General features: G+C 35.6%; 23 protein-coding genes and 4 pseudogenes. 19 read left to right on the forward strand and 8 right to left on the reverse strand.

Going from position 1 to position 24,998, the window contains the following annotated elements:
- Positions 1–12 precede the first annotated feature (12 nt).
- From rodA to AAGD95_RS01765, 3 genes and pseudogenes are all read left to right on the forward strand, one after another.
- Positions 13–1,116, forward strand: a complete 1,104-nt coding sequence (rodA, locus tag AAGD95_RS01755; protein WP_341818674.1) for a rod shape-determining protein RodA — start codon at positions 13–15, stop codon at positions 1,114–1,116.
- 25 nt (positions 1,117–1,141) lie between these two features.
- The gene (gene purF, locus AAGD95_RS01760; protein WP_341818675.1) at positions 1,142–2,527 is read left to right on the forward strand and encodes an amidophosphoribosyltransferase; all 1,386 of its coding nucleotides are present in this window, start codon (positions 1,142–1,144) and stop codon (positions 2,525–2,527) included.
- A 224-nt stretch (positions 2,528–2,751) separates the two neighbouring features.
- Positions 2,752–3,601, forward strand: a pseudogene (locus tag AAGD95_RS01765) (IS982 family transposase).
- A 14-nt stretch (positions 3,602–3,615) separates the two neighbouring features.
- On the opposite strand, the pseudogene AAGD95_RS01770 reads toward AAGD95_RS01765, so the two are convergent.
- Positions 3,616–4,190: pseudogene (locus tag AAGD95_RS01770) on the reverse strand (IS982 family transposase); the annotation flags it as partial.
- Positions 4,191–4,886: 696 nt separating this feature from the next.
- On the opposite strand from AAGD95_RS01770, the gene AAGD95_RS01775 reads away from it, so the two are divergent.
- The 4 genes and pseudogenes from AAGD95_RS01775 to AAGD95_RS06445 form a co-directional block, all read left to right on the forward strand.
- A complete protein-coding gene (locus AAGD95_RS01775) occupies positions 4,887–5,912 on the forward strand; it encodes an extracellular solute-binding protein (RefSeq protein ID WP_341818676.1) in 1,026 nt (341 codons plus the stop codon).
- A 205-nt stretch (positions 5,913–6,117) separates the two neighbouring features.
- A complete protein-coding gene (locus AAGD95_RS01780; protein ID WP_341818677.1) occupies positions 6,118–7,005 on the forward strand; it encodes an aspartate carbamoyltransferase catalytic subunit in 888 nt (295 codons plus the stop codon).
- A 567-nt stretch (positions 7,006–7,572) separates the two neighbouring features.
- On the forward strand, positions 7,573–8,424 hold the full coding sequence (locus tag AAGD95_RS01785; protein WP_410542088.1) for an IS982 family transposase: 852 nt from the start codon (positions 7,573–7,575) through the stop codon (positions 8,422–8,424).
- A 16-nt stretch (positions 8,425–8,440) separates the two neighbouring features.
- Positions 8,441–8,563, forward strand: a pseudogene (locus AAGD95_RS06445) (IS982 family transposase); the annotation flags it as partial.
- Positions 8,564–8,578: 15 nt separating this feature from the next.
- Here AAGD95_RS06445 and AAGD95_RS01795 read toward each other — a convergent pair.
- The 4 genes and pseudogenes from AAGD95_RS01795 to AAGD95_RS01810 form a co-directional block, all read right to left on the reverse strand.
- Positions 8,579–9,144 (reverse strand): annotated as a pseudogene (locus tag AAGD95_RS01795) (IS982 family transposase); the annotation flags it as partial.
- 257 nt (positions 9,145–9,401) lie between these two features.
- Positions 9,402–9,716, reverse strand: coding sequence for an FtsB family cell division protein (locus AAGD95_RS01800; protein WP_265035566.1), 315 nt, complete (start codon positions 9,714–9,716; stop codon positions 9,402–9,404).
- 49 nt (positions 9,717–9,765) lie between these two features.
- Entirely contained in the window at positions 9,766–9,894 is a 129-nt protein-coding gene (ykgO, locus tag AAGD95_RS01805; RefSeq protein ID WP_250296744.1) for a type B 50S ribosomal protein L36, read from the reverse strand.
- Between the two features lie 68 nt (positions 9,895–9,962).
- Complete coding sequence (locus tag AAGD95_RS01810) at positions 9,963–10,781, reverse strand: pyruvate, water dikinase regulatory protein (protein ID WP_341818678.1); 819 nt, start codon at positions 10,779–10,781, stop codon at positions 9,963–9,965.
- 135 nt (positions 10,782–10,916) lie between these two features.
- On the opposite strand from AAGD95_RS01810, the gene ccmC reads away from it, so the two are divergent.
- Entirely contained in the window at positions 10,917–11,627 is a 711-nt protein-coding gene (gene ccmC, locus AAGD95_RS01815) for a heme ABC transporter permease CcmC (RefSeq protein WP_341818882.1), read from the forward strand.
- 314 nt (positions 11,628–11,941) lie between these two features.
- On the opposite strand, the gene AAGD95_RS01820 is transcribed toward ccmC, so the two are convergent.
- Entirely contained in the window at positions 11,942–12,793 is an 852-nt protein-coding gene (locus AAGD95_RS01820; protein WP_410542088.1) for an IS982 family transposase, read from the reverse strand.
- Positions 12,794–12,808: 15 nt separating this feature from the next.
- Here AAGD95_RS01820 and AAGD95_RS01825 point away from each other — a divergent pair, with 15 nt between their 5' ends.
- On the forward strand, positions 12,809–12,946 hold the full coding sequence (locus tag AAGD95_RS01825; RefSeq protein WP_341818679.1) for a hypothetical protein: 138 nt from the start codon (positions 12,809–12,811) through the stop codon (positions 12,944–12,946).
- On the opposite strand, the gene AAGD95_RS01830 is transcribed toward AAGD95_RS01825, so the two are convergent.
- Together AAGD95_RS01830 and AAGD95_RS01835 are read right to left on the reverse strand one after the other, a co-directional pair.
- Complete coding sequence (locus tag AAGD95_RS01830) at positions 12,943–13,296, reverse strand: TrbC/VirB2 family protein (RefSeq protein WP_341818680.1); 354 nt, start codon at positions 13,294–13,296, stop codon at positions 12,943–12,945. The two genes, AAGD95_RS01825 and AAGD95_RS01830, sit on opposite strands and share 4 nt — an antisense overlap.
- Before the next feature lie 101 nt (positions 13,297–13,397).
- Positions 13,398–14,249, reverse strand: coding sequence for an IS982 family transposase (locus AAGD95_RS01835; RefSeq protein WP_410542088.1), 852 nt, complete (start codon positions 14,247–14,249; stop codon positions 13,398–13,400).
- A gap of 15 nt (positions 14,250–14,264) precedes the next feature.
- Here AAGD95_RS01835 and AAGD95_RS01840 point away from each other — a divergent pair, with 15 nt between their 5' ends.
- The 10 genes from AAGD95_RS01840 (at position 14,265) to hemB (ending at position 24,973) form a co-directional block, all read left to right on the forward strand.
- A complete protein-coding gene (locus AAGD95_RS01840) occupies positions 14,265–14,459 on the forward strand; it encodes a hypothetical protein (RefSeq protein ID WP_341818681.1) in 195 nt (64 codons plus the stop codon).
- Between the two features lie 130 nt (positions 14,460–14,589).
- On the forward strand, positions 14,590–15,222 hold the full coding sequence (locus AAGD95_RS01845) for a YihY/virulence factor BrkB family protein (protein ID WP_341818883.1): 633 nt from the start codon (positions 14,590–14,592) through the stop codon (positions 15,220–15,222).
- Positions 15,209–15,973 (forward strand): SDR family oxidoreductase, encoded by a 765-nt coding sequence (locus tag AAGD95_RS01850; RefSeq protein WP_341818682.1) that lies wholly within the window; start codon positions 15,209–15,211, stop codon positions 15,971–15,973. Before AAGD95_RS01845 ends, AAGD95_RS01850 begins: the two co-directional genes overlap by 14 nt.
- A gap of 210 nt (positions 15,974–16,183) precedes the next feature.
- Positions 16,184–17,140, forward strand: coding sequence for an IS5 family transposase (locus AAGD95_RS01855; RefSeq protein WP_341818409.1), 957 nt, complete (start codon positions 16,184–16,186; stop codon positions 17,138–17,140).
- Between the two features lie 1,065 nt (positions 17,141–18,205).
- A complete protein-coding gene (locus tag AAGD95_RS01860; protein WP_341818884.1) occupies positions 18,206–18,856 on the forward strand; it encodes a protocatechuate 3,4-dioxygenase in 651 nt (216 codons plus the stop codon).
- Between the two features lie 96 nt (positions 18,857–18,952).
- Complete coding sequence (locus tag AAGD95_RS01865) at positions 18,953–20,455, forward strand: leucyl aminopeptidase (protein WP_341818885.1); 1,503 nt, start codon at positions 18,953–18,955, stop codon at positions 20,453–20,455.
- 245 nt (positions 20,456–20,700) lie between these two features.
- Positions 20,701–20,916: a hypothetical protein gene (locus AAGD95_RS01870; RefSeq protein ID WP_341818683.1), complete on the forward strand. Its 216-nt coding sequence runs from the start codon at positions 20,701–20,703 to the stop codon at positions 20,914–20,916.
- Positions 20,917–20,918: 2 nt separating this feature from the next.
- Positions 20,919–22,967, forward strand: a complete 2,049-nt coding sequence (nuoG, locus tag AAGD95_RS01875; protein WP_341818684.1) for an NADH-quinone oxidoreductase subunit NuoG — start codon at positions 20,919–20,921, stop codon at positions 22,965–22,967.
- Entirely contained in the window at positions 22,951–23,976 is a 1,026-nt protein-coding gene (gene nuoH / locus AAGD95_RS01880; protein WP_265025691.1) for an NADH-quinone oxidoreductase subunit NuoH, read from the forward strand. The genes nuoG and nuoH overlap by 17 nt, the downstream gene beginning before the upstream one ends.
- Positions 23,969–24,973 carry a porphobilinogen synthase gene (gene hemB / locus AAGD95_RS01885; RefSeq protein ID WP_341818685.1) on the forward strand — a complete coding sequence of 335 codons (1,005 nt, stop codon included), beginning with the start codon at positions 23,969–23,971 and terminating at the stop codon, positions 24,971–24,973. The genes nuoH and hemB overlap by 8 nt, the downstream gene beginning before the upstream one ends.
- Positions 24,974–24,998: the final 25 nt, after the last annotated feature.

Here is a 24,998-nt window from a genome sequence, read left to right on the forward strand (position 1 = left end):
AAGGTCTTTATTGTGGATAGGCTGAAGAAGATTCATTGGTTGTTAGTCATTAACGTGATAGCTCTGTTTTGCGTTGGCATTGTTGTTCAATACTCTTCTGCTGGAGGAAAGTGGGTGCCATTTGCGATTCACCAACTGGTCATATTCTCCTTCTTTTTCCTACTCGCTATAGCTATGTCATTCATAGAACTAGATTTTTATTTGAAGCACGCCTACTTTTTTTATATAGCAGCAACGATTTCGCTATTAGCAGTAAATTTTTTTGGCTCACACATAATGGGTGCGACGAGGTGGATAAGAATTGGGTCGATTAGTTTGCAACCATCAGAATTTGCAAAAGTGGGCTTAATACTTGTGCTTGCTCGCTATTTTGATAAGCAGAGTGTGTATAAAATGATGGAATTTAAAAGATTGCTTAAGGCACTTATAATTATTTTCTTACCCGTGTTCTTGGTGTTAAAGCAACCTAATTTAGGCACAGCTGTAATAATGTTACTTATAGGGATGTCAATTATATTCACAGCAATAATAAAAAGATCTCATTCAGTAATATGTGGAACTCTTGGCATTTTTGCAGTACCGGCTATTTGGCCTTTTTTACGTCCTTATCACAAGCAAAGGATATTGTCGTTTTTGGATTCATCAGTGGATCCACTTGGGATAGGTTATAATGCGCAGCAATCTCAGATAGCTATTGGTTCAGGAGGTTTACTTGGTAAGGGCTTTGTTAATGGAAGTCAAACTCAACTTGGATTTTTGCCGGAAAAGCGTACAGATTTTGCTTTTGCAGTGCTGAGTGAGGAGTGGGGCTTTTTAGGTAGCATGGCTTTAATTTTGCTTTATACCTCATTACTTGGAATAATTTTCTCTATCGCTTATAGGTCGAAAAATTATTTTTCTAAGTTAGTATCTATCGGAATTTTCGCCTTTTTTAGTGCTCATTTCTTTATAAACATCGGAATGTCAATAGGCCTCTTGCCTGTGATAGGCGACCCATTGCCATTTCTGTCCTATGGAGGAAGTACAACTGCTGCAAGTTTGATATGTATAGGATTATTGCTGGCAATAAAAGCAGATGAACAACAAAATGCTTGTATTTTACCTATGCTAAAGTAGAATTAAACTTTACTTAATAGTTTTTATGCTAGATGAAATGCGTGAGGAGTGTGGGGTATTTGGCATAAGTTGCAACCAAAGTGCTGCTTTTAACTCTATACTTGCTCTCCACGCTTTGCAGCATAGAGGTCAAGAGTCTTTTGGCGTAGCAACCAGTAACAACGATAAGCTGCACTCTTATCACTTTCAAGGTCAAGTGAGCAGCGTATTTGATGATATAGATGAAATAAAGAAATCCTTACCTGGAGATTGTGCAATAGGTCATGTTCGATACTCAACAAGTGGTAGTAAATTTGGAGTGCAGCCCATGTTTGGCAAAAGTGGCAAATTTGGGGATTTTGCCATAGCACATAATGGTAATTTAATTAATATTTCTCCGATACGCGAACAATTAATTAAACAAGAGTGCGTTTTTCAGTCAGATATTGATACAGAAGTAGTAGTGCATCTAACAGCAAGCGGTGAAAAAGATAGCTTCTTAGAGAGTTTTATATATGCATTAAAGCGAATACAAGGTGCTTATTCTTTTGTGGCAATCAATCAAGAAGTAGTTATTGGAGTACGTGATCCATCTGGAATCAGGCCTCTTGTTTTAGGAAAGTTAAACAGTTCTTACGTTCTTGCATCTGAAACTTGTGCTCTTGATATAGTAAATGCAGAATTTGTTAGAGAAATAGAACCAGGCGAATTAGTTACCATCAGTTCGAATAGTAAGCTAGCCTCAATGTTTCCTTTCCCACAGCAAAAATCAAGTTTTTGTATTTTTGAATACGTTTATTTTTCAAGACCAGACAGCATAATGGAGAATAGGTCTATATACGATACAAGAAAAGAAATAGGAAGAATACTTGCGAAGGAAAGTCCACCAAAAAATAATGTGGATATGATTGTACCAATACCTGATTCTGGAATAGCTGCAGCTATTGGATACGCAGAACATTCACGATTACCTATGGAACTGGGGATAATTCGTAATCATTACATAGGAAGAACTTTTATACAACCAACCGCTGAAGTACGTAAAGTTAGAATAAAATTGAAATTCAACGCTAATAAGCACATTTTAAAGGGTAAAAACATAATTTTAATAGATGATAGTATAGTGCGTGGTAGTACGTTAACAAATATAATAGTTATGTTAAAGGATGCAGGAGTAAAAGAAATTCACCTCAAAATTTCAAGCCCACCAATTAAGCATTCTTGTTTTTATGGAATAGATACGCCAGAGTGCAAAGATTTAATTGCTGCAAATAAATCTGTAGAGGAAATTAAGGAAGTTATAGGAGTAGATAGCCTAGCCTTCTTGAGTATTGATGGACTATATCAGGCTGTTAAAGCAGAAAAGCGTAACAATGCTACACCACAATATTGTGATGCTTGTTTCACTGGTGATTATCCGATTGGCAAATAGTCTACACAAGATCACTGAAGCTCAATTGTACCCGTTCAGCCAATGGCGTCAACTTAAGGGAAAATATCAGTGATTGTGTATAAAACTTCTCTCTAAATTTTTTACCATTAAATTACCCAAAAACGCGAATTCTGGATTAAAGGAGAATAGAAAAGGCAAGAAAACAGGGTAAACTCAGCAGTTATAAAAAAACAGATGAGGTTAACCATGGAAGATATAACAAACTGTTTTGTTTGGTCGATGATTTTTGCAGAGATATAGAGAAAAATTTTGCAGGTAAACTACTGCCAAATGGTAAAAAACCCACAAGAACAACGGAAATTGAGCACTCCGAAATCATGACAATAATCCTGCTATATCAACAATCTCCGTGTAAAAATTTCAAAACTTTCTATCTACATTACCTAACGTTGCTCTACAAATCAGAGTTTCCAAAGTTGCCTTCATATACCAGGTTTGTTGCTCTAAAGCCTAGGGTTTTGTGGCATTTAGCAATGTTGTTGCATTGGCTTTGTGGACAGTCAGAAAACACTGGAATTTCATATATAGACACAACTCCCATTGCAGTTTGTCATGCAAAAAGAATATCCAAAACAAAGTTTTTGCTGGAATTGCAAAATTAAGCAAGAGTACTTACGGCTGGTTTTTGGTTTCAAATTACATATGGTAATCAATGAAAATGGTGAAATTCATTCACTTACGCTAACAAAAGGCAATGTTGATGATAGGATACCTGTGCCAAATCTGACGGAAAAATTAACCGGCCTTTTGTTTGGTGACAAAGGTTATATTGCAAAAGAGCTTTTTCAGAAGCTGTTTGACCGAGGTTTGAAACTTGTTACCAAGGTGAAAAAAGGTATGAAAAATGCATTGATTTCGCTAAATGAGAAGATTTTACTGAGAAAAAGGTCTATCATTGAGACTGTTTTTGGTTACCTAAAAAATAGACTAGAAATTGAACACACTCGCCATAGATCCCCTGTTAATTTTTTGGTTCATATCTTTTCTACTCTCATTTCCTATTCCATCAAATCCAAAAAGCCTTCTATTTCCTATACTTTCTTCCTTCCTTAATCCAGAATTCGCGTTTTTGCAATATAACCTTTGTCACCAAACAAAAGGCCGGTTAATTTTTCCGTCAGATTTGGCACAGGTATCCTATCATCAACATTGCCTTTTGTTAGCGTAAGTGAATGAATTTCACCATTTTCATTGATTACCATATGTAATTTGAAACCAAAAAACCAGCCGTAAGTACTCTTGCTTAATTTTGCAATTCCAGCAAAAACTTTGTTTTGGATATTCTTTTTGCATGACAAACTGCAATGGGAGTTGTGTCTATATATGAAATTCCAGTGTTTTCTGACTGTCCACAAAGCCAATGCAACAACATTGCTAAATGCCACAAAACCCTAGGCTTTAGAGCAACAAACCTGGTATATGAAGGCAACTTTGGAAACTCTGATTTGTAGAGCAACGTTAGGTAATGTAGATAGAAAGTTTTGAAATTTTTACACGGAGATTGTTGATATAGCAGGATTATTGTCATGATTTCGGAGTGCTCAATTTCCGTTGTTCTTGTGGGTTTTTTACCATTTGGCAGTAGTTTACCTGCAAAATTTTTCTCTATATCTCTGCAAAAATCATCGACCAAACAAAACAGTTTGTTATATCTTCCATGGTTAACCTCATCTGTTTTTTTATAACTGCTGAGTTTACCCTGTTTTCTTGCCTTTTCTATTCTCCTTTAATCCAGAATTCGCGTTAATAGCGGAAGTTACTCTCAAATGTTTGTTCATGTTAGCTATAAATATTAAGAAATTTACCAAATAAAAAAAAGGCAAAAGAAACCCCGTGGTTGGCTAATTACTTACATTATACTTTCAAGTATGGCGTTTTTTTATTCTAAACGCTTAATAACCGCGATTCAGCTGCTTTTAAGCTGCAACTAATCTAAATTATAAACGTTAAGAAATTAACTAAACAGAAAAAAAGGCAAAAGAAACCCTAGGGTAGCTAGTTATTCACTATCCATTTTTTAAGTTGGCGTTTTTTGATGTTTTAAATGCTTTATAAGCGTATTTCAGCTTGTGTAGGTAAAAACCCAGAAATTTGATAAAGACATAAGATGCACATAGTGCAAAAAATTAAACATGAGACGCCAAATACGTTGAGTTTTTTTGTCATTTAATCTGTACAGAGAAGATAAATAAATAGCTTCAGTTTCATGATATGGGGACTGGCGGAGTTTGTCAAGGAAGTTTTTGTAGCTCTCATGACTTATCTAACGAATTTTACACTTGCTAAGATTGCGTTATTTGAGTATCTTTAACTGAAAGAAGTTTATTTTTTATCCAATATGAAAAAAGCCTTTATATTCACGTCCTTAATAGCAATTATATTGATAGTTATTACTTATTTATACAGAAACGACGGAACTAATGACTCACAAGTGGTAAATGTTTATTCATCACGTAAAGAGGAATTAGTACGTACTTTGTTTGATGAATTCACGAAAAATACAGGCATTAAAGTACGTTACATCATTGATGATTATTCTCAGCTACTTTCACGAATAGAAAACGGGGGTGAAGCTGACTTATTTTTAACTGCTAATGCAGTCAACTTAATTCTAGCAAAAAAAAGAGGGCTTTTATCTCAAGTGGATTCAGAGGTTTTAAAAAGTGTTATACCTGCAAGATTTAGAGACAGTGAAGATTATTGGTTTGGTCTTACAAAAAGAACTAGGATATTGGTTTACAATAAAGAGTCAGTAGACCCTAAGGACTTAAGTACTTATGAAGATTTAGCAAATGAAAAATGGAAAGGAAAAATATTAGTGCGTTCTTCTACAAGTCCATATAACAGATCGTTAATTGCTTTTATGATTGCAAATAATGGTTTTGAAAAGACGAAAGAATGGGTAAGCGGAATTGTGAGCAATATGGCAAGAAAACCAAGTGGTGGTGATACTGACCAAATTTACGCCGTAGCAGCTGGTGAGGGAGATGTTGCAATAGTAAACAGCTACTACTTTGCGAGAATTCTTTCATCAGAAAATAAAAAGAATGTTGCAGACAAGCTAGGGGCTTTTTTTCCTAATCGCAACGATCACGGTGTAATGGTAAACATCAGTGGTGCCGCAGTAACAAAAAACGCAAAAAACAGGGAAAATGCTATAGTCTTATTGGAATTTTTAGTAAGCAAGCAGGCTCAAGAGTTATACGCTAAAAAAAACCAAGAATATCCTATTATTGAAGGCGTTGAAACTTCCGATATACTAAAATCTTGGGGAAATTATTCACAAAGTGATTTGCCTCTAAGTGAACTTGAGAAGCATCTTTTTGAGGCTGTTATGATAGCGGATGAGTGTAAGTGGAAGTAATTCCCAGTGCCACCAAACACTGGGATGAAAGATTTATGCTAACCTTTTGCAGTACTTTGCTCTTGACTCGCTGAACTTTTCTCCAACTCAACTTTGACTTTACTATCTTTTCCCGTTCTTTCACCAAAACAATTGCTGCACAAGAGGTCTATTGAAAAACGATAGTAAGAAAGTAGAATAGGTTCAAGTAGTTGAAAAGGAAATTATGAACAAGAGAAGGAATTTGTTAAACATCTCAGACCTTACAGTCGATGATGTAGAAAATATAACTAAGTTGGCCAACCAGTACCTTAAAAAAGAAGCTGCAAATAGTTATATCTTGGAAAATAAGACAGTAATAAATTTATTTTTTGAAGATTCAACGCGTACACTTGCGTCTTTTGAAATAGCAGCAAAAAGCCTTGGAGCAAATGTTGTAACTTTGCCAATAAGATCTTCTTCTATTAACAAGGGAGAAGATCTAAAAGACATGATCAAAACATTAAATGCAATGAATCCTGATTACATGATAATCAGGCAAAAAAATAGCGGTACTGTTAATATGCTGGCTAAGAATGTTAGCTGCTCGCTAATCAACGCAGGCGATGGAAGCAGTGAACACCCAACTCAAGCTCTTGCAGATTATCTTGTAATCATCAATCATAAAAAGCAAATAAAGGACCTCAAAGTTGTGATATGTGGAGATATTCTGCACAGTAGAGTTGCAAGATCAAATATAAGATTGCTAAAAATGTTTGGAGCAAAAATATGCTTGGTCGCACCACCAACTTTGATTTGTAAGCATTTTCCTGAAGTAGATTCAGTCCATTATTCATTAATTGAAGGTATAAAGGATGCTGACGTAATTATGCTTTTAAGGCTGCAGAAAGAGCGCATGAATAATAGTTCTTCAGAGAAAGAATATTTTCATTTGTATGGACTTGATTCACAAAAGCTATCATACGCAAAACCAGATGCGATTGTTATGCACCCAGGGCCAATAAACAGAGGGATTGAGCTTAGCAGTGATGTAGCAGATTGTGTTATTTTACAGCAAGTAGAATTCGGATTGGCAATACGTAAGGCAGTGCTGCACTATTATAGGCCTTGTTAATATTAAAAGATGCTATACAACTAATGCAAAAAGGGAGGGCATGAAATGACAAGGCTTGTAAATGGTTTGAGAATGGCTGCTAAGATGTTAAGGCCGAGGATATGGTGTGGAAGTTTTTACGAAAGCCTGAAGTCAATCAACAACCTTGCAGAACGGCAAATTAGACGGCTATCGTAAAAACAGCTTTTTCACCTGGTCAGAACGTGGGAAAAGGTTGGCTTTGTTGCATCGCTACTTATGAAAGGCTAACTATAGTTAGGATTATAAGCAACCTATTGAAAATCTTGTTTTTTTGCAATCAATCTGATCAAATTTAAGAATAGTAATTTGTTATTTGTATTAATAAATTTAATTCTATTGAAAATAGCTAAAGCATTGAAATTCTTGAATTTTAGCCGGATTAGTGAGTGGTAGTGAAATTTCTTTTACTCAAATTTAGGTATTCACTGACCGTTCTTGTTATAAACGCGAATTCTGGATTAAAGGAGAATAGAAAAGGCAAGAAAACAGGGTAAACTCAGCAGTTATAAAAAAACAGATGAGGTTAACCATGGAAGATATAACAAACTGTTTTGTTTGGTCGATGATTTTTGCAGAGATATAGAGAAAAATTTTGCAGGTAAGCTACTGCCAAATGGTAAAAAACCCACAAGAACAACGGAAATTGAGCACTCCGAAATCATGACAATAATCCTGCTATATCAACAATCTCCGTGTAAAAATTTCAAAACTTTCTATCTACATTACCTAACGTTGCTCTACAAATCAGAGTTTCCAAAGTTGCCTTCATATACCAGGTTTGTTGCTCTAAAGCCTAGGGTTTTGTGGCATTTAGCAATGTTGTTGCATTGGCTTTGTGGACAGTCAGAAAACACTGGAATTTCATATATAGACACAACTCCCATTGCAGTTTGTCATGCAAAAAGAATATCCAAAAACAAAGTTTTTGCTGGAATTGCAAAATTAAGCAAGAGTACTTACGGCTGGTTTTTTGGTTTCAAATTACATATGGTAATCAATGAAAATGGTGAAATTCATTCACTTACGCTAACAAAAGGCAATGTTGATGATAGGATACCTGTGCCAAATCTGACGGAAAAATTAACCGGCCTTTTGTTTGGTGACAAAGGTTATATTGCAAAAGAGCTTTTTCAGAAGCTGTTTGACCGAGGTTTGAAACTTGTTACCAAGGTGAAAAAAGGTATGAAAAATGCATTGATTTCGCTAAATGAGAAGATTTTACTGAGAAAAAGGTCTATCATTGAGACTGTTTTTGGTTACCTAAAAAATAGACTAGAAATTGAACACACTCGCCATAGATCCCCTGTTAATTTTTTGGTTCATATCTTTTCTACTCTCATTTCCTATTCCATCAAATCCAAAAAGCCTTCTATTTCCTATACTTTCTTCCTTCCTTAATCCAGAATTCGCGTTAGAAATTGAACACACTCGCCATAGATCCCCTGTTAATTTTTTGGTTCATATCTTTTCTACTCTCATTTCCTATTCCATCAAATCCAAAAAGCCTTCTATTTCCTATACTTTCTTCCTTCCTTAATCCAGAATTCGCGTTATGACCTTTGTCACCAAACAAAAGGCCGGTTAATTTTTCCGTCAGATTTGGCACAGGTATCCTATCATCAACATTGCCTTTTGTTAGCGTAAGTGAATGAATTTCACCATTTTCATTGATTACCATATGTAATTTGAAACCAAAAAACCAGCCGTAAGTACTCTTGCTTAATTTTGCAATTCCAGCAAAAACTTTGTTTTGGATATTCTTTTTGCATGACAAACTGCAATGGGAGTTGTGTCTATATATGAAATTCCAGTGTTTTCTGACTGTCCACAAAGCCAATGCAACAACATTGCTAAATGCCACAAAACCCTAGGCTTTAGAGCAACAAACCTGGTATATGAAGGCAACTTTGGAAACTCTGATTTGTAGAGCAACGTTAGGTAATGTAGATAGAAAGTTTTGAAATTTTTACACGGAGATTGTTGATATAGCAGGATTATTGTCATGATTTCGGAGTGCTCAATTTCCGTTGTTCTTGTGGGTTTTTTACCATTTGGCAGTAGTTTACCTGCAAAATTTTTCTCTATATCTCTGCAAAAATCATCGACCAAACAAAACAGTTTGTTATATCTTCCATGGTTAACCTCATCTGTTTTTTTATAACTGCTGAGTTTACCCTGTTTTCTTGCCTTTTCTATTCTCCTTTAATCCAGAATTCGCGTTATTAGTGAGATTGAAGAATTAAGTGGAAATCTGTGAACGGTTACCTTAGATTTACCTACAATTTGGTAACCCGTCATTCCGCTGCTTGTTAGTGAAATCTACAACGAGATACCGCGGCGGTATGACGTAGGGAGATCTGATCTGTTCTATACTGCTATTCCACGTCAAGAACAACCATAAGTTCATTAGGGTTCACATAACCTAAAGCATTTTTTGCTTGCTCATCAAGCAGATCTAAATCCAAGCTTTTTTCATATAAGCCGAATACTTTGTTACCCAACTTTTCCTTTTCAAAAGAGATATCCTTCAGCAAAAGTTCATTGTACTCAATTTCTTTTTTTAAATCGATTAACGTCAACAAGCCACGTTTGCCTGTAATTGTGCTAATGCTGAAATATAATGTAAGAGAAGAAATGAGTAAGGCTGCGCTTAAACACAGCAACTTTTGCTTCTTTTTAGATATAAGCACCGTACTTTCACATACAAGAAATATATAACATGAAAAGGTGAACAAAAAGCTAAGAACCTTGACGCGCTTTACACCTTGGCTTTACCTTATTTATAATGTAAATCTTACCACCCCTTTTCACAACTTTACAATTTTTATCTCTGTTACGATGAGATTTTAGCGAACTCTTGACTTTCATATCTATAGTAAGAACTAAATTACCTCATATTATGATCACTTACAGAGAGTTAGTCAATTGATAAATTTTCACATTTTATTAAAATATTGTATAATTGTTGCTGATACTTCTTCGATTGACTTTTGCGTGACATCAATAATTGGCCAGTTATTCTGCTTAAATAGTTCCTCTGCTTCTTTAATTTCCTTTTCTACTTTCTCAGGGTTAGCATATATATTATTATCTTCGTTGTTAATTGAAGTAAGTCTATTTTTGCGTATTTCTATTAGCCTACTTACGTCTATTGTTACCCCTATCGTTAGTTTATTTTTTAATTTTGCCAAGTCGACATAAAAGGGTACTCCACTAACAAAAGGAATATTTGCAACCTTATAGCCTCGGTAAGCTAAATACGTACTGGTGGGAGATTTTGATGTGCGTGAAACTCCAACCAAAATTATATCTGCTTTATCAATATCTTGAATATTTTGTCCATCATCATGATTAATAGTGTAGTTTATTGCCTCAATGCGCTGAAAATATTCGTTATTTATCTCAGTATGCAAGTCAAGCTTTTCGTCTTTTTCAATTTCAAGATAAGACGAAATTTCTCTAATAATATGTGATAATATTGCTCTATAGGGAATTTTCAACTTTATACAGTTATCTTTTAGATATTTTCTTAGCTCATCATCAGTAATAGTGCATATAACAAAATTATGCTCATCACTTTTCCTATTAATTTCCTCCAGAATTTTGTCAATCTGCTCTTCTCGTTTTACAAAAGACCAAACATATTCGATCGTTTCTATAGAACGAAAGTGTTTCAGGGCTGATTTTGCAACTGATATAACAGTTTCACCACTTGAATCTGATACTAAATGTAGATTAAGCTTTTTAAGGGTCATATACTAAAAATAATAGCTAGCAATCTGCTACTGAAATTATGCTAATTTGTTGACCTACGTAAATATAGAAAAACTATCCTGTTGATAAAACTCAAACTAATTGGTAAATTCTTAACACAATTATTCTCAAAACGAATGTTTTTATTAAAGCCTACAAATTTCTCTTATTTTTCTAAGAAAGCTCTACCTTGGCTTGGGGTTATTTGTTTCGCATGTTTTTTGATTGGAATGTTTTTGGCGTTATTCTTCTCCCCAGAAGATTATAAACAAGGAGAAATTGTACGAATTATGTATCTTCATGTGCCTTTTGCATGGCTTGCTCTTGGAATATATGGATTAATTGCTTCACTCAGTTTCATTTCATTAGTATGGAACAATAGCATTGCTAGTGTCTTGGCACATGCTGCTGCTCCTGCAGGGACAATCTTTTCTGCAATATGCTTAATCACAGGCAGCATTTGGGGAAAAGGAACCTGGGGCACTTGGTGGGTATGGGATGCAAGGCTTACTTCAATGCTGATTTTATTTTTCCTATATGTTGGCTACCTTTCATTGTGGAGCGCTTTTGATAATGAAGCGAGGGCAGAAAAATCAGCAGCAGTATTTGCCATTTTTAGTGCTATAAATATTCCTATAGTAAAGTTTTCTGTGAATTTATGGTCTACTCTCCATCAGCCAGCAAGCATTTTGAGAAGAGGTGGAGTAGCAATAGAAAGTTCTTTGCTGTTGCCACTCGTTGTAATGTTTATGTTTTGTGCCACATTTTTTTTAGTAGTGTGGATACTGTATTCGCTTTACTTAATTAATTTATATAAGATAAAGAGAGAAATCAGTATGCGGTATTAGGTAGCTTTGTAAGTATACAGGTAAATATGCTAGAGAAAATTAGGTAAAATATCTTTGGTCACTTTAAATACTTGCCTGCTGAAACTGAAGAACGTGCTATGTTATGTGATCTAACTAATTTTAAAAGCAGCAATGACCAACTAACTAGAATAGATCAGGTATTGAATCGAGATCAACTTGAACATTTTACCAACGTTCTTGAAACAGATGATGCAACGGCACGTAGTTTTTACGATGAGGTGCATTGTAAAATAGCAACCGTTGCAACCATGAACTCTAAAATATTCAAGGAGCCTACCAACGCGAATTCTGGATTAAGGAAGGAAGAAAGTATAGGAAATAGAAGGCTTTTTGGATTTGATGGAATAGGAAATGAGAGTAGAAAAGATATGAACCAAAAAATTAACAGGGGATCTATGGCGAGTGTGTTCAATTTCTAGTCTATTTTTTAGGTAACCAAAAACAGTCTCAATGATAGACCTTTTTCTCAGTAAAATCTTCTCATTTAGCGAAATCAATGCATTTTTCATACCTTTTTTCACCTTGGTAACAAGTTTCAAACCTCGGTCAAACAGCTTCTGAAAAAGCTCTTTTGCAATATAACCTTTGTCACCAAACAAAAGGCCGGTTAATTTTTCCGTCAGATTTGGCACAGGTATCCTATCATCAACATTGCCTTTTGTTAGCGTAAGTGAATGAATTTCACCATTTTCATTGATTACCATATGTAATTTGAAACCAAAAAACCAGCCGTAAGTACTCTTGCTTAATTTTGCAATTCCAGCAAAAACTTTGTTTTTGGATATTCTTTTTGCATGACAAACTGCAATGGGAGTTGTGTCTATATATGAAATTCCAGTGTTTTCTGACTGTCCACAAAGCCAATGCAACAACATTGCTAAATGCCACAAAACCCTAGGCTTTAGAGCAACAAACCTGGTATATGAAGGCAACTTTGGAAACTCTGATTTGTAGAGCAACGTTAGGTAATGTAGATAGAAAGTTTTGAAATTTTTACACGGAGATTGTTGATATAGCAGGATTATTGTCATGATTTCGGAGTGCTCAATTTCCGTTGTTCTTGTGGGTTTTTTACCATTTGGCAGTAGTTTACCTGCAAAATTTTTCTCTATATCTCTGCAAAAATCATCGACCAAACAAAACAGTTTGTTATATCTTCCATGGTTAACCTCATCTGTTTTTTTATAACTGCTGAGTTTACCCTGTTTTCTTGCCTTTTCTATTCTCCTTTAATCCAGAATTCGCGTTTAAGGAGCACCATATACTCAATATTTTCTGTTGCTTCTGCTGATTGTTAAGGTCTACACTTAACCGTTTTATCATTTCCTGTGCCTGCCTTCATTGTTTGACCAGTAGGGCAATTACTAGTAGCAGTTGCCTGACACACCTCTTGTCCTGTTATTGCCTTTACAACTGAAGGAGCGCCAAAAAACGTAGCAGTAAACATACCTAGCGCAAAAAGTGCAGGCCACGGCATTCTGCCAAATATCGCAAGCAAAGCTGCACCTATTATCACTATCGTGATCATTGGTCCGCCTAGTGTTTTAGTATAGTCTATTATGTTGCATATTGTACTTGCTGTTTCATCAGCATTTGCATCAAATGCAAAGGAGAGAATTAAAGCTATAAGTAGAAGAAAATTTTTCATTATGCCTCCGATAATTTCTATTTCATGTTTGATTATCTATCACTTTGATTAAATTTAAGTAAACGGTAAGGATTTTTTTGCTTAAAAACGCGAATTCTGGATTAAGGAAGGAAGAAAGTATAGGAAATAGAAGGCTTTTTGGATTTGATGGAATAGGAAATGAGAGTAGAAAAGATATGAACCAAAAAATTAACAGGGGATCTATGGCGAGTGTGTTCAATTTCTAGTCTATTTTTTAGGTAACCAAAAACAGTCTCAATGATAGACCTTTTTCTCAGTAAAATCTTCTCATTTAGCGAAATCAATGCATTTTTCATACCTTTTTTCACCTTGGTAACAAGTTTCAAACCTCGGTCAAACAGCTTCTGAAAAAGCTCTTTTGCAATATAACCTTTGTCACCAAACAAAAGGCCGGTTAATTTTTCCGTCAGATTTGGCACAGGTATCCTATCATCAACATTGCCTTTTGTTAGCGTAAGTGAATGAATTTCACCATTTTCATTGATTACCATATGTAATTTGAAACCAAAAAACCAGCCGTAAGTACTCTTGCTTAATTTTGCAATTCCAGCAAAAACTTTGTTTTTGGATATTCTTTTTGCATGACAAACTGCAATGGGAGTTGTGTCTATATATGAAATTCCAGTGTTTTCTGACTGTCCACAAAGCCAATGCAACAACATTGCTAAATGCCACAAAACCCTAGGCTTTAGAGCAACAAACCTGGTATATGAAGGCAACTTTGGAAACTCTGATTTGTAGAGCAACGTTAGGTAATGTAGATAGAAAGTTTTGAAATTTTTACACGGAGATTGTTGATATAGCAGGATTATTGTCATGATTTCGGAGTGCTCAATTTCCGTTGTTCTTGTGGGTTTTTTACCATTTGGCAGTAGTTTACCTGCAAAATTTTTCTCTATATCTCTGCAAAAATCATCGACCAAACAAAACAGTTTGTTATATCTTCCATGGTTAACCTCATCTGTTTTTTTATAACTGCTGAGTTTACCCTGTTTTCTTGCCTTTTCTATTCTCCTTTAATCCAGAATTCGCGTTTAAAAGTATCCTTTATTTCATTTAGAATACTTTTCTTGGTTCGTTTATATTACAGTGCTACAGAAATTTTACAGCATCGTTTATTGCCTTTATCGTGCTTTGATTGACACAATTCATAACGATGGGGTGGAGCACGCAGGGTATTTATCATTTTTAATTCTGTTATCAATATTTCCTTTTCTCATCGTTTTAATGGCTGTGGCGTCAACATTCGCAAGTTTCTGAGACCAGTATAACATTGGCTGGGTATTTATCATTGATAACATGCCACAGGATATTTTATCATCTTTGATGCCACGCATTAGGGAGATAATATCAGGCCTGCCGCAAAGCTTACTAACTTTAGCAATTGTAGGTGCTGTTTGGACCGCCTCGTCAACAATTGAAGGGCTAAGAACAGTATTGAACAAAGCTTATAAAATTCCGGTTTCGCCGCCTTATATATGGAGAAGGGTACTCAGTATATTACAATTTTTAGTGATCACGCTTATTATAACTCTAACTATAGCGTTCTCTACATTAGTGCCAATGCTAATTGATTTTTCCTATCAGGGGCTAAGTTATACTAAATACCTGCTCATTGAATTTGTACTTTTCACAGTAGTCTCTTGGATATATTTTATGTTGCCAAACATAAAACAAAATTTATCAGACGTCTTTCCTGGATCTTGTGTGGCTGTTATTCTTTGGACGATTTCCGCTTCAGCTTTCAAGCAATACTTAAAAGCTTCCTTTGATCAACTGAATTTGATATATGGAAGTTTAGGTGGTATGGTAGTGTCATTACTATTTTTTTATATGCTAAGTTTGATTTTTATATATGGAGCAAAATTTAATTTTCAGCTAAAATACTTCAATGAATCTCGCTAAGGAAAAAGAAATGGGTAAGTTAGAAGGTAAAGTAGCTTTAATTACCGGGGCTTCAGGTGAAATAGGCTCTGCTGTTGCAAAAAGGTTTGTAAGAGAAGGTGCATGTGTGATTCTGATTTCAAGATCTCTTGATAATCTCAAGCCACTATATAATGAAATTGAAGAGCTTGAAGAATTTAAAGAAGGCTCTGTGAAACTAATTCAGCTTGATCTTTTAGACTTTGAGAATGTAAAGATACTGACAAACATGATAGAAAGCCTGAAATTATCAGAATCTGGAGCACTTGATATATTAGTTGCGTGTACTGGAATTTTAGGCAAATTGAACCCTGTTCATGATTGCGAGCTTGAAGAGCTACAGAACGTAATGAATACAAATTTTACTGCCAATTGGTACTTACTAAAAAACTTAGATCCAATGCTAAAAAAGTCTAATGCTGGAAGAGCGATATTCATGACCTCAGAGGTGACACTTTCTCCTTCCTCTTATCCATATTGGATGCCGTATGCTGCGAGTAAAGTTGCACTAGAAATAGTGGTGCAGATATATGCATCTGAGACAAAACATACAAAATTATGTGTAAATGCTGCATACACGGAAGGACCTGTGGGTAGTGAGCAGGCATTTCTTGGAAAAGATACATCTGAATTGGTGTCACCTGATAAACTAACAGATAAATTTGTGGAATTAGCTTCTGAAGACTGCAGCGTATCAGGAAAAATCTTACCGCTCAGCAAATCTCCCGAATAAATTACCATAGTATCTGCAAAGATACCGTTAAGCCCACAACTGTATGAACATTGTGATTTGAGTCCACTAGGAAGGATGTCATCCCAGTGCCTCTATGGTGTCATCCCAGTGCGTGACACTGGGATGGCTTTGTTGCATAGCAACCGAAAAAATCTGGTGGCTACTGACAAAATTCATTATAAATAACCATTTAACTGTTGAAGAAAAAATATGCCACAGAAAATGAAAGTCAGTAACCAAAACGAATATAACAAATTCCTTGAAAAAAGGGGAAATATTTTTCGTTACATCGATGAAGCTATCGAAAATTGGTATGAAAATAGTCCAAAAATGCAGGGCGGCAACTATATTTACAGTGATAAAGTCGTAATTTTGGTGCATATAATTGTCAATCTTTTTAGAATTGGTTTAAGACAAACGGTGGGGTTTATAAAAGGATATCTGCAACAAATAGGAAAAAATTTGGCAGTTATCAGCTATTCACAAGCATCAAGAAGGTTTAAAAAACTTAATATTAAGATAAATGATTGCAGGGTTGATAAAAGCAACATGGAAAATATTGAAATTATCATAGATAGCACAAGTATCAGCATTTACAGTAACACTCCTGGCCACAGTAAGGAAAACAGTGCAGATAGAAAGTACCGAAGCTACGAGCAAGTAAGAAAGTTACATGTTATGTTAAGTGTAAATAGTAAAAAAGCTATAGCTGCAAGATACAGTAATGGCTTCTACTCTGACCACTATGGAGCTTGCGATTTGCTTGAAGAAGTTAATTTTCAGCACAAAATAAAAGCATTATATGCAGATAGGGCATACGATAGGCACAAACTTTATAAATTGTGTAAGAAATACGATATAAAGACAAAAGTTCTACCAAAAAAGGATGCAGCAGAACATTCAAAAATAGATTATATGTCTGACAGAAATGCTGCTATTAGGTTAATAAAATTATATGGACAAGATGGTGTAAAAGAGTGGAAAAAGGAAGCAATTTATGGAAAGAGATCTTACATAGAAGGATTTTTCTCAAGGTTGAAGCAAGTATTTGGATTTAGCTTTAGGAATAAATCTGAAGTAAATCGTGAAAAAGAATTACTAATTAAGTGCTATTTGCTCAACAAATTCACTGATATTGGTATGGCTAAATTTGAAATCATTACATAAATTTGTCGTAAACCATCACTGCTTAAGGTGCTATGCAACAAAGCCCACTGGGATCTCATTTTACTTTATGATAATGTCATGAAAGTAGCCTCCTTCTCCTGTCATCCAGCCCTTCCATCCAAGACGGTGTCATTCCAGTGCCCAGACACTGGAATGGCTTTGTTGCATCGCTACTTATGAAAGGCTAACTATAGTTAGGATTATAAGCAACCTATTGAAAATCTTGTTTTTTTGCAATCAATCTGATCAAATTTAAGAATAGTAATTTATTATTTATATTAATAAACTTAATTCTATTGAAAATAGCTAAAGCATTGAAATTCTTGAATTTTAGCCGGATTAGTGAGTGGTAGTGAAATTTCTTTTACTCAAATTTAGGTATTCACTGACCGTTCTTGTTATAAATACCAGAATAATAAGCTACTGATATTCTCCATCTTTTTTATCTTTAATCCATCATAGCTAGCGATGCAACAAAGCCATCCCAGTGTCTGGGCACTGGGATGACAAGAGAAGGTACTGGAATGACGGTTGTCGTTTAGCTATAAACATTAAGAAATTTACCAAATAAAAAAAAGGCAAAAGAAACCCCGTTGGTGGTTGGCTATTTACTATGTACTAAAATATCGGCGTTTTTTTATTCTAAAACGCTTGATTAAGAGCGATTTAGCTGCTTTTAACTTGCAACTAACCTACACCGCAAGTGTTTAAGAAATTTACTAAGCAGGAAAAAAGGCAAAGAAACCCCGTAGTAGCTAGCATTCAAATTCTCCCTTGTCAATTTGACGTTTTTTGCTGTCTTAAACGCTTTGTAAGCGCGTTTCGGCTTATATAGGTAAAAACCCAGAATTTTTAAAGACATGCGATGCACGTAGTGCGAAAAATTAAACATGAGACGCCAAATACCCTAAGTTTTTTGTCATTAACCTGCACAGATTGCGAAGATAAATAAATAGCTTCAGTCTCATGATAAGGGGACTGGCGAAGGGTGTCAAGTAAGTTTTTTGTTTCTATTCCCAATAAAAGTTTGTTATATGGTTATGCAAGAAGTCTATTGTGAATGAAATGAATGTGAAAAATATCTTATTAGCGTTTTTAGTACAAACGGTATTCAGTTTGCCGCTATTTGCAGCTGATCCTGTTTTGCTTAACTGCATTGAAACTCCAGAGATTTATGATCTTGATGCAAGGCCAAAAAATTTTAACTCTTCAAACAATTTAAGAAGGAAACCTGGTTCTCCAAATAGTGCAACAGGAGAATTAATACACATAGTGGGTAGAATTACTGATATAAACTGTTTACCAATACAAAATGCTGTAGTTTCTATATGGCACGCAAATTCACGCGGCGTGGACCATTACGATAAGAATATAGAGGATAATCAACTCGATCCGAATTTTGCTGGATCAGGAAGGTTTGTAGTGAATAACCTTGGCTATTATAATTTTATTACGATAGCACCTGGCAAAATTGGTGATAGAGCTCCACATATCAACTTTCTAGTTCAACATCCAGATTTTCCAGAATTCACAACGCAAATGTTTTTTGCTGACCATAATTGCGATAATTGTGCTGATCCTGTTCTTGGAGATTTTGTTAGTAATGGGCTTGCAAGCCTTCTCATAACACCATTTACTTACAGTGATCAGGTCATAAAAACCTATACGTTTAACATTACCTTGGGCGGATATAATAAGTTCTCTAATAAAAGATAAAAACCCTTGCATATAAGGTAGTCCATAGTAAACTTAAGTGTTATTGTACTTAGGATGTATATGAAAAATATCTTACTGATGTTTTTGCTATGTTTTATGTACAGTTTACAATTATTTGCAACGGAGATGCCAGCAATGAAAATAACAATTTCTAAAATTTCGCCCGATTTTAAAACAATAGTAACGGGTTTATTTGAGGACAACGAAACCGTAAATGATGGCGGAGTTTTGCAAAGAAAACAGATCATAGATAATATAAAGCAATTTAGCGATTTCAATGGAAGTTTTGGTGAATTTTTCTCTACTACTTTGCCAGAAGAAAAAAATGTCATAGTTGTTGGACTTGGTAAGAAGGATGAATGGAATGAAAATAAAGAATTAAATATTGGTGGTAAAATATATTGTGAGCTAAGCAGATTAAAAATTAAGAAAGCAGCGATTTTAATCGAAGGTAGTGCAGCAAATGTTGCATATGGTGCGTTTCTGCGTAGTTTTAAGTTTGATAAGTATAAAACTAAAAAGGATGAGAAAATTACAGAGGTAAAGGAAATTACCGTATTAGTAAAAGATAAGCAATTAAGTAATGCTGAAAGATCATTTGAGCACTTAAGGCAAGAAGGTGAGAGTATATTCCTTGCGCGCTCTTTTATAACAGAGCCTCCTAACATTCTATATCCAGAATCCTATGCTGATCATATAAAAAAAGAACTTACTAAGCTTGGCCTTGAAATCGAAGTGCTTGATAAAAAGCAGATGGAAGAGAAAAAAATGGGAGCCTTGCTTGGAGTCGCACAAGGAAGTAGTAAAGAACCAAAATTAGTAGTGATAAAATGGAATGGGGCTGCTAAAGAACAAAAGCCAATAGCTTTTGTTGGTAAAGGTATAACGTTTGACACTGGTGGAGTATCACTCAAACCTTCACGTGGTATGGAGTCAATGAAATATGACATGGCAGGCTCTGCTACTGTGGTTGGGGTGATGCATGCTTTAGCAGGACGAAAAGCAAAAGTAAATGCAATCGGCGTGGTCGCACTTGCAGAAAATGCAGTGGGTGGTAATGCTCAAAGACCGAGTGATGTAGTAACTTCAATGTCTGGACAGACAATAGAAGTGTTGAACACCGATGCAGAAGGAAGGCTCATACTTGCAGATGCTTTATGGTATACGCAAGACAGATTCTCACCAAAATTTATGATTGATCTTGCAACTTTAACTGGTGCTATAGTGGTTGCACTTGGAAATAACGAATATGCTGGTCTTTTTTCAAATAATGATGAATTAGCAAACCGTCTGATTGATGCAGGAAATGAAGTAAGTGAGAAGTTATGGCGTTTTCCTATGAATGAAACTTATGACAAAATTATTGATTCACCGATTGCTGATGTTCAAAACATCGCTCCTGCAGGCTCTGGTGGAGATAGCATAATGGCTGCACAGTTTTTACAGCGTTTTGTGAATGAAACTTGCTGGGCACATTTAGATATCGCAGGCACTGCTTGGCACGAAAAAGGTACTGACATTTGTCCAAGAGGAGCAGTAGGTTTTGGTGTAAGGTTACTTAATAAGTTGGTTGAAAAGTACTATGAAGCCAATGATTAAAGGTCTTTATACTGGATTTATGGCTTGACTCACAGCTACATGAACATTTATTTTCGAGGCGCAGCAAATGAAAGTAGCTGATACATATTTCTTTTTTTCTGGTCAAGCACTGGAATGATATCAAGGAGTAACTTTTTATTTAAACAATGATTATAATAAGAGATCTATTGAAATTTTAAAGTTATTAAATATTGACGCTATATACTTAAGTGTTAAAATAGAATGAAAAGTTTTTAGGAGTTTATATGGCAGTAGGTGGGAAAGCAAAGACAGCTAGTAAAAATAACCCTACTCAGCGTAAGAAAGCCGAGCAAAAAATGTATAAAGATAAACCGGTAAAACCTGTTAGATATATAGATCGTGACTCGCGCATGAATTATATGTCTGCTCAATATGACAACGGCAATATGGTTGAAGATGAGGTAAGCGGCAATCCTATAAAGTGGGAAGCTGTACAATAGTTGTGGTTAAAGTTACTATTAATTCTAAGGAATGTGAAGTAGAGCATGGGCTCACTATAATTCAAGCTTGTGAAATTGTGGGCGTTGAAATTCCACGTTTTTGTTATCATGAGCGTTTAGCAATTGCTGGTAACTGCAGAATGTGTTTGGTTGAAGTGGAGGGTGGACCTCCAAAACCAGTAGCCTCTTGTGCAATGCCAGTTGCAGAAGGGATGGTTATTCACACTGATACCCCTAAGGTTAAAAAAGCACGTGAAGGTGTGCTTGAGTTTTTGCTAATTAACCACCCGCTTGATTGCCCAATTTGCGATCAAGGTGGTGAATGCGATTTGCAAGATATCACGATGGCTTATGGGAAAGGAAACAGCAGACTTGATGAGCATAAGAGGGCTGTGCCAAAAAAACACTTCGGACCACTGATTGAGACTGCGATGAATCGATGCATTCATTGCACTCGGTGTGTTAGATTTTTGTCTGATGTTGCAGGTACAAATGAACTTGGAGGAATCGGAAGGGGAGAAAATATAGAGATTAGCACTTACATAAAAAGGCATATTAGTTCTGAATTATCTGGAAATATCATAGATCTCTGCCCGGTAGGGGCTTTAACTTCAAAGCCTTACTCCTTTACAGCGCGTCCATGGGAGCTATCACATTGTGAGACTATAGATGTGCTAGATGCTGTGGGAAGTAGCATTAGAGTTGATTATCGTGGCCTGGAAGTTATGCGAATATTACCAAGACTGAGCGAAGAGGTAAATGAAGAATGGATATCAGATAAAACCCGCTTTGCCTATGATGGACTAAAAGTTCAGCGTCTTGATCGACCTTATGTAAAAAAAGATGGTAAATTAGCCCCAGTTGATTGGAATGAAGCATTGACTATTGCTGCAAAAAAATTAAAGAATACAAAATCAAATAAAATAGCTGCAATTGCAGGTGATTTAGCAGATTGTGAGTCTATGCTTCTACTCAAAGAAGTGATGCAGAAGCTCGGCTCGGGAAATATAGACTGCAGGCAAGATGGTGCAAAGCTTATACCAAGTAATCGTGGGTCATATGTGTTCAATACCACTATTGAAGGTATAGAAAATGCAGATTTATGTCTGCTTATAAATACAGATCCAAGGATAGAAGCACCGATCATTAACGTAAGATTGAGAAAGAGATATTTACAGGGCAACTTTCCTGTTGCAAGTGTTGGTCCTAACATTGAATATTTATATCATGTTGAGAAATTGGGCGATAATCCTGATATTTTGAGTGAAATAGCAAATGGAAATCATAAGTTCTGTGAGCTGCTGGTAGCTGCTCAAAACCCTATGCTGATTATCGGTCAAGATGCGTTGATAAGAGACGATTCTGAATCAGTTCTAGTTCTAGCTGGCAAAATTGCAGAAAAATTTAACATGGTCAGAGACGACTGGAATGGCTTTAATGTGCTGCATAAAGCTGCAGCAAGAGTTGGTGGGCTAGATATTGGGTTTGCTTCTAAAAAAGGCGAAAGGGATATTAATCAAATATTGGAACATGCAGAAAGTGGTGAAATAGAAGTGGTTTATCTTCTTGGTGCAGATGAAATTGATACATCAAAATTAGAAAATACATTTGTAATTTATCAAGGTCATCATGGTGATAAAAGTGCACATGTAGCAGATGTTATCTTGCCTGGTGCTGCATATACAGAAAAATATGCAACTTATGTAAACACTGAAGGTCGAGCGCAAAGAACAAATTTAGCTGTATTTCCTCCAGGTGAAGCAAAGGAGGATTGGTTAATTATTAAAAATCTCTCGCAATATTTGGATCTCTCCTTACCATATGATAGTTTATTTGACGTGAGAAAAAAATTAGATACTATCGGTCCACAGTTTAGAAATGCTGATCAAGTGATAAAAAATAAATGGATTCCAATCAGCAGCGGTGAAATAAGCTTAAGTAATACACCTTTTACTTTAAAGGAGTGTAATTTTTATATGACGGATTCAATAAGTCGCGCTTCAAAAATAATGGCGGATTGTACTAAGGCTTTTTATGAACACGCTAGTTAATATTTTATTTGTTTTAGTACCGCTACTACTTTCAGTTGCATACTTGGTATACTTTGAGCGTAAGGTTATTGCTGCAATTCAACTAAGGCACGGCCCAAGTGTAGTCGGGCCATTTGGGTTATTGCAGCCGTTCGCAGATGCTATCAAATTGATAATTAAAGAGCCGATAATACCATTTAGAGCGAGCACTATACTGTTCATTATGGCTCCAATGCTTACCTTTATTTTGGCATTAATTGCCTGGGCAGTTATACCGTTTGGTGCTGAAGTAATTGTAGAAAATGGCCAGCAAGTAGTTATTCCTAAGGTTATAGCAAATATTAATGTTGGAGTGCTTTATGTGCTAGCTATATCGTCGCTGGGAGTATACGGCGTAATTATTGCAGGCTGGTCAAGCAATTCTAATTATGCATTTCTTGGCGCTATACGGTCGGCTGCTCAGATGATTTCATATGAAGTTTCAATAGGCTTAATAGTTGCTACAGTCGTTATTACCACTGGAACATTAAATCTTGGAGAAATGGTAGTGGCAAAACATAATATGCCATTTTGGGTTGATTTACTACTAATGCCTATAGGAATAATATTTTTTATTTCTTTGCTTGCAGAAACTAATCGTCACCCATTTGATTTACCAGAAGCTGAAGCAGAGCTTGTCTCTGGATATAACGTTGAATATTCATCCATGCCTTTTGCCCTCTTTTTTCTTGGAGAATATGCAAATATGATTCTAGCAAGTGCTATGATGACGATATTCTTTCTAGGAGGGTGGTATCCTCCATTAGAACTTGGTTTGCTTTATAAAATTCCAGGTTTAATTTGGTTCATTTTGAAAATAGTTATACTTTTGTTTATATTTATTTGGATTAGAGCAACAATACCTCGTTACCGATATGATCAGCTAATGCGCCTTGGTTGGAAAGTGTTTTTACCAATATCGGTGCTTTGGGTGATACTCATTTCAGGGGTGTTGCTCTTTACTGGGAATTTGCCTGGATCCAATGTTTAATTTTCCAAACACACGGTTAAGGCGCAGGCGCTCGAGCAAATGGGTTCGCAATTTAACAAGTGAAAATAGTTTATCAGTAAATGATCTGGTTCTTCCTCTGTTTGTTCATAACAGAGAAGAAACAACTGAACCAATTTCTGGCTTACCAGGCGTAAAGTGTTATTCAATAGATGGATTAGTGTCCATAGTTAAGGAAGCTAAAGATTTAGGAATTAATGCTGTTGCAATTTTTCCTGTAGTTGGTAGTAAACTAAAATCTGAAAACGCTGAGGAAGCGTATAATTCTGACAATTTAATCTGCAAAGCAATTTGTGCTGTAAAATTAAAGGTACCGGAAATTGGTGTTATTGCAGATGTTGCACTGGATCCATACACTATTCATGGCCATGACGGCATTTTAAAAGATAATCAGGTGGATGTAGAAAACGATGAAACTATATCAGTACTGTGTAAGCAAGTACTTGCTTTAGCGAAGGCAGGATGTGATATAGTTGCTCCTTCTGACATGATGGATGGTAGAATAGGAAGAATCAGAAAATCATTAGATGATAACAACTTACAAGACGTATTAATATTATCTTATGCGGTGAAATACTGCTCTAGCTTCTATGCTCCATTCAGGCAAGTCGTTGGTTCATGTGGGCTATCACATTCTATAGACAAAAGTGGTTATCAAATGGATTATAAAAATGCGCGCGAAGCAATGTGCGAAATTGAAATGGATATAAATGAAGGTGCAGATTTTATTATGATTAAACCAGGTATGCCATATTTAGATATTATCAAAACAGCAAGTGATAAGTTTAATTTTCCGATTTTTGCTTACCAAGTAAGCGGTGAGTACGCAATGATAAAAGCTGCTGCAAATAATGGCTGGCTAGATTATGACAAGGTGATTTATGAGTCTTTGATTGGTTTCAAACGTGCGGGTGCAAATGCAATATTCACTTACGCTGCACTTGATATTGCAAAAAATTTAAGTGCACAAGCCCTATAAAATTACTAAATTTTTGACGCGAATT

The sequence above is a fragment of the Wolbachia endosymbiont (group B) of Ennomos erosarius genome (assembly GCF_964026905.1).
Taxonomy (GTDB): Bacteria; Pseudomonadota; Alphaproteobacteria; order Rickettsiales; family Anaplasmataceae; genus Wolbachia.

Coding starts and splice junctions, on each gene's coding strand:
- purF (WP_341818675.1), top strand. CDS start 1,142: ATGCTAGATGAAATGCGTGAGGAGTGTGGGGTATTTGGCATAAGTTGC.
- AAGD95_RS01775 (WP_341818676.1), top strand. CDS start 4,887: ATGAAAAAAGCCTTTATATTCACGTCCTTAATAGCAATTATATTGATA.
- AAGD95_RS01780 (WP_341818677.1), top strand. CDS start 6,118: ATGAACAAGAGAAGGAATTTGTTAAACATCTCAGACCTTACAGTCGAT.
- ykgO (WP_250296744.1), bottom strand. CDS start 9,894: ATGAAAGTCAAGAGTTCGCTAAAATCTCATCGTAACAGAGATAAAAAT.
- AAGD95_RS01810 (WP_341818678.1), bottom strand. CDS start 10,781: ATGACCCTTAAAAAGCTTAATCTACATTTAGTATCAGATTCAAGTGGT.
- ccmC (WP_341818882.1), top strand. CDS start 10,917: ATGTTTTTATTAAAGCCTACAAATTTCTCTTATTTTTCTAAGAAAGCT.
- AAGD95_RS01825 (WP_341818679.1), top strand. CDS start 12,809: ATGGTTAACCTCATCTGTTTTTTTATAACTGCTGAGTTTACCCTGTTT.
- AAGD95_RS01830 (WP_341818680.1), bottom strand. CDS start 13,296: ATGAAAAATTTTCTTCTACTTATAGCTTTAATTCTCTCCTTTGCATTT.
- AAGD95_RS01840 (WP_341818681.1), top strand. CDS start 14,265: ATGGTTAACCTCATCTGTTTTTTTATAACTGCTGAGTTTACCCTGTTT.
- AAGD95_RS01850 (WP_341818682.1), top strand. CDS start 15,209: ATGAATCTCGCTAAGGAAAAAGAAATGGGTAAGTTAGAAGGTAAAGTA.
- AAGD95_RS01855 (WP_341818409.1), top strand. CDS start 16,184: ATGCCACAGAAAATGAAAGTCAGTAACCAAAACGAATATAACAAATTC.
- AAGD95_RS01860 (WP_341818884.1), top strand. CDS start 18,206: ATGAATGTGAAAAATATCTTATTAGCGTTTTTAGTACAAACGGTATTC.
- AAGD95_RS01865 (WP_341818885.1), top strand. CDS start 18,953: ATGTACAGTTTACAATTATTTGCAACGGAGATGCCAGCAATGAAAATA.
- AAGD95_RS01870 (WP_341818683.1), top strand. CDS start 20,701: ATGGCAGTAGGTGGGAAAGCAAAGACAGCTAGTAAAAATAACCCTACT.
- nuoH (WP_265025691.1), top strand. CDS start 22,951: ATGAACACGCTAGTTAATATTTTATTTGTTTTAGTACCGCTACTACTT.
- hemB (WP_341818685.1), top strand. CDS start 23,969: ATGTTTAATTTTCCAAACACACGGTTAAGGCGCAGGCGCTCGAGCAAA.